We start from the raw sequence: 3864 nt of genomic DNA, 5'->3' as shown, positions 1-3864 counted from the left end.
TTCCATCGAAAAGCCGCGCACTTCGGTGGCCTTTTGCGGACGGATGAGAAGGAGATCTTCGCTACCGAGCTTTGTGAAAGCGTTGCGGACGGGTTGGCGAGAGACGCCAAAACAGCGCGCGACCTCTGGAGAGCCCCCATCGGGTGGTCCAATTAAAATGTTAGTGCATGATCGGCCTCTGGTCCATCGGGATGGAGCTTTCTGGCGCTGGCGGTCGGTACCCCAATGCGCTGTGCGGCCTGACGGTATTGTAGTGGACGCGCCATCGTTCGATCAGGATCTGGGCTTCTCTGAGCGAGTAGAAGATTTCGCCGTTGAGCAACTCATCGCGGAATCTGGCGTTGAAGCTCTCACAATAGCCGTTCTCCCAGGGTGATCCCGGCTCGATGTATGCGGTCTTCGCACCGACAGCTCCGATCCAGTCCCTGACCTTCTGGGCGATAAACTCGGGGCCGTTGTCAGACCTTATGAACTCAGGCGGTCCGCGCAGGATGAACAGGTCTGTCAGAGCGTCTACCACGTCGATGGAATTGAGCTTGCGATCGACACGGATCATCAGTGCCTCCTTGGTGTATTCGTCAATGATATTGAGCGTGCGATAAGCGCGACCGTCGTGGGTGCGGTCATGGACGAAGTCGTAAGACCAGACATGGTTCGGACGTTCAGGCCGCAGCCGGACGCACGAGCCATCATTCAGCCAGAGACGGCCCTTCTTTGCCTGTTTCTGTGGAACCTTCAGCCCCTCACGTCGCCAGATGCGCTCAACCCGCTTGTGGTTTACATACCAGCCCGAGTTGTTGAGCAGCCCCGTGACCATGCGATATCCGTAGCGCCCGTATTTGCGGGCAAGCTCGATGATATCCTCAGTCAGCAGTTCTTCATCAGATCGGCCTGTTGGAACCTTGCGTTGAGTGGAGCGATGCTGTCCCAATGTGCGGCAGGCGCGGCGCTCAGATACGCCAAGCGTCTGCCGCACATGATCGATGCACCGACGGCGACGCGAAGGGCTCAGTAGTTTCCCCGTGCAGCCTCGGTCAGGATCAACTTGTCCAGCGTCAGGTCAGAAACAGCGCGCCTCAGATGCTGGTTCTCTTTCTCCAGCTCTTTGAGACGCTTCAACTGCGCCCGCCCCATTCCACCATACAATTTGCGCCATCGATAATAGGTCTGTTGCGTCGTCCCAACCTGCCGAACTGCATCCGCGATGGCCATGCCTTGGCTCTGCAACACTTCAATCTGGCGCAGCTTCGTTACGATATCTTCAGGCTTCTCTCGTTTTCCAGCCATTCTCTGGTCCTCCTAAAATCAGGATATTCCTATCCCATGTGGGTGGACCACTTTCAGGGGGCTATTCCATTACTCAATGAGTTGCGGTAATGAATATGGCGCTTGAAAGCCTCTCACTTCTAACGCCTTCCCGGCCTTCGGGCCAAGCTGTTCAGGGAGGTTTCCTGGTCGGCCTCAACCCTATTCAGGGCATCGTTGACAGACGGACGCCCCGACTTGCCATCTATGAAAGGGGAACAATCCAATTGGCAGGCCTATGCAAAGCGCCGCCCCTGGCCACTACAAGCCCAAGAAAGACAGCAGTTCGTCAGTCGTCCAACGACATGATGTAGGCAACCATGTCGTCGATATTGCCGCCAATCATGTACTCAAGATAGCGGGGCATTTCCTCGTGAATGGGTCGGATGATCCGGCGCTTCACCTGCTGGGCAGACCGGTATTTCGCGATAGCGGCGAAGCTTGGGGGGTCTTGTTTGAAGGGGCCGTTGGGTTCGATGTTGTGACACCGCGAGCAGTATTCGTCTGCAATCGTTCGTCCCATTTCGATGTCACCGATTTCTGCTATCGCCCCTGAACCGAGGAGGGCGCAGAAAATAACGGTCTGCACGGTAAGTCTTGGAATACTTGGCATTATCTGGGTCCCCAATTCAAAGATCAAAGAGAAGCAGTTTAGCCGCATAGCCCTTTGTCAGTCCCGGGTGGCACTGGTCAGGGCACTGCAGATCGGATTCCGTGGACGTCCCGGCCCGGACCGTGCCTGAACAACATCAGCCCCGCCGCCCTGACGCCTGCAACTATCCTTTCTTCACGGCTATCTTCTTTCCACGGCCTTCCTCGCTTGACCGGCGCGGGACGGTGATGGTGAGCACACCATCTTTCATATGCGCTTCGGTCTTGTTGACATCGGCGTCTTCGGGCATGCGAAAGGAACGGCGAAATGCACCGTACTGACGTTCGGAGAAGTACCAGGTCTCTCCCTTTTCCTCGGTTTCCTCCATCTTCTCTCCGGATACCGTCAGCATGCCGCTTTCGGCGCTCAACTCGATATCCTCCTCCGAGACCCCGGGAAGCTCCACGTTTATCCGGTAGACATTATCGTTCGACGAAGCGTCTGACGCGGGGGCCAGCCAGTCCCGGAGCTTTGAGCCCATACGGCTGAAGGGCTCATAGAGATGCGGCCAGAGACTGCTGGATTGACTTGATTCAACCATGATATTGTCCTTCTCATCGATACCTGTTGCGCACAAATCTGCGACCTCAATCGGCCGGGGTCCTTGACATATCTCAAAGGCGGCGCGCGATTTCGCTCCTGCGCCGCATATCTTCACCGCACTGCTTTTTCTCGCTCCGCTATGTTCCCAGCGTGATTATTTTCGTTTCTTCCGCTTGTCGGGGCCTGCGGGTCTTTCGGTGGAGACCTTGGTCGGCCTGTCCCGCTTCCGGTTGCTCGGGGCCAACTTCGGGTCTCACTCATCTCGCAGACGGGTAAGGTGTGCCAGGAGCCAAACCTCGAGGCCCCCCTTTGCGTCAGCCCCCATTCTCGGTACGGCGGCGGACCGAGGCGATGATGGCATGGCGCACTTCTGCAGGTTGTTCGTCCAGTGCCTGCGTCAAACGGCGCAGGTCGCGCCTCGTGCTGTGCAGTTGGTCGATGAGCGTGAGCACCGTCGGCATCACGTCTGTCGGCAATGCCATCTCCTTACGCAGGTCACATAGAAGGCGAAGTCGGGCCACGTCGATGTCATCGAAGATCGGGCCGCGCGGGCTTTGTGTTGGTCGGACCCAGCCTTCGCGAGTCCACAGGCGAAGTTCGCGCAGGGTAAGCCGTTCGATCCGGGCGACGACGGTTCGTTCGTCAAGGCTCATGTCTTCCTCCTGATGTCCGCGCGTGGATCAAAAGTGCTGGCTTCGCGCCATTGCTCCGCAAGGCCGCGCACGGTGTCGTCGATTTTCTTCGGGAGCACGACCTTGAGGTGGACAGTCTGATCTCCCGTTGTCTTCCCACGCTTGATGCCTCTGCCTTTGAGCCTGAGGCGCTGGCCCGAAGAAGCCCCCGGCGGGATCGTCATCGAAACGGACCCCAAGATGGTGGGGACATCCACTTGGGCACCAAGGACGGCCTCATCGACTGTAATGGGCAGCTCAATTTCGATGTCATCACCGTCGCGCGTGAAGACCGGATGGGGAGAAACCGCAATCGTGACAAGCGCATCACCCGCCGACCCTTTTCCGTATCCCGGTGCGCCTTTCCCACGCAGCCGGAGCGTTTGACCGTCTTTGACCCCCGCGGGGATCGTAATCTCAATATGCTTGCCATCGGGCATGGTCACGGATTTCTTTGAGCCACGCACGGCTTCAAGAAAGTCGACTGGAAGCTGGTAGCGTAGGTCGGGACCTCGGGCATGAAACTCCTGATAGGCGCCACCACCACTTCGCTGGCGTGTTCCGAAGAGGTCGGAGAAGAGATCGGAGAGGTCCTCTTCTTGTCCGGCGCCGTCGCCTGGGCCGAACCCCTGTCGGCCAAACCCACCGTCGTAACGTTCGCCCCCGTCCTGTGAAGCATAGTGGTGGTAGTAT

At 57.9% G+C, this 3864-nt stretch carries 6 protein-coding genes; all 6 read right to left on the bottom strand.

Going from position 1 to position 3864, the window contains the following annotated elements:
• On the bottom strand, window positions 1-159 hold a 159-nt coding region (locus tag HKN37_17445), incomplete at its 3' end, for a GntR family transcriptional regulator (protein NNE48440.1).
• A gap of 1 nt (window position 160) precedes the next feature.
• Window positions 161-1287, bottom strand: a protein-coding gene (locus HKN37_17440) for an IS3 family transposase (GenBank protein NNE48439.1) whose coding sequence is annotated in 2 segments (ribosomal slippage) — window positions 161-1023 and window positions 1023-1287 — 1128 coding nt in all. Because the reading frame shifts where the segments join, the coding sequence is not laid out codon by codon here.
• Window positions 1288-1594: 307 nt separating this feature from the next.
• Window positions 1595-1918 (bottom strand): cytochrome c, encoded by a 324-nt coding sequence (locus tag HKN37_17435; GenBank protein ID NNE48438.1) that lies wholly within the window; start codon window positions 1916-1918, stop codon window positions 1595-1597.
• A 163-nt stretch (window positions 1919-2081) separates the two neighbouring features.
• Complete coding sequence (locus HKN37_17430) at window positions 2082-2498, bottom strand: Hsp20/alpha crystallin family protein (GenBank protein ID NNE48437.1); 417 nt, start codon at window positions 2496-2498, stop codon at window positions 2082-2084.
• A 316-nt stretch (window positions 2499-2814) separates the two neighbouring features.
• Window positions 2815-3153 (bottom strand): MerR family transcriptional regulator, encoded by a 339-nt coding sequence (locus HKN37_17425; protein NNE48436.1) that lies wholly within the window; start codon window positions 3151-3153, stop codon window positions 2815-2817.
• The coding region (locus HKN37_17420) for a J domain-containing protein (GenBank protein NNE48435.1) at window positions 3150-3864 on the bottom strand (715 nt) is incomplete at its 5' end. The genes HKN37_17425 and HKN37_17420, both read right to left, overlap by 4 nt.

The sequence above is a fragment of the Rhodothermales bacterium genome (genome assembly GCA_013002345.1).
GTDB lineage: Bacteria > Bacteroidota > Rhodothermia > Rhodothermales > JABDKH01 > JABDKH01.
This window is presented reverse-complemented; position numbering and strand designations above follow the sequence as displayed.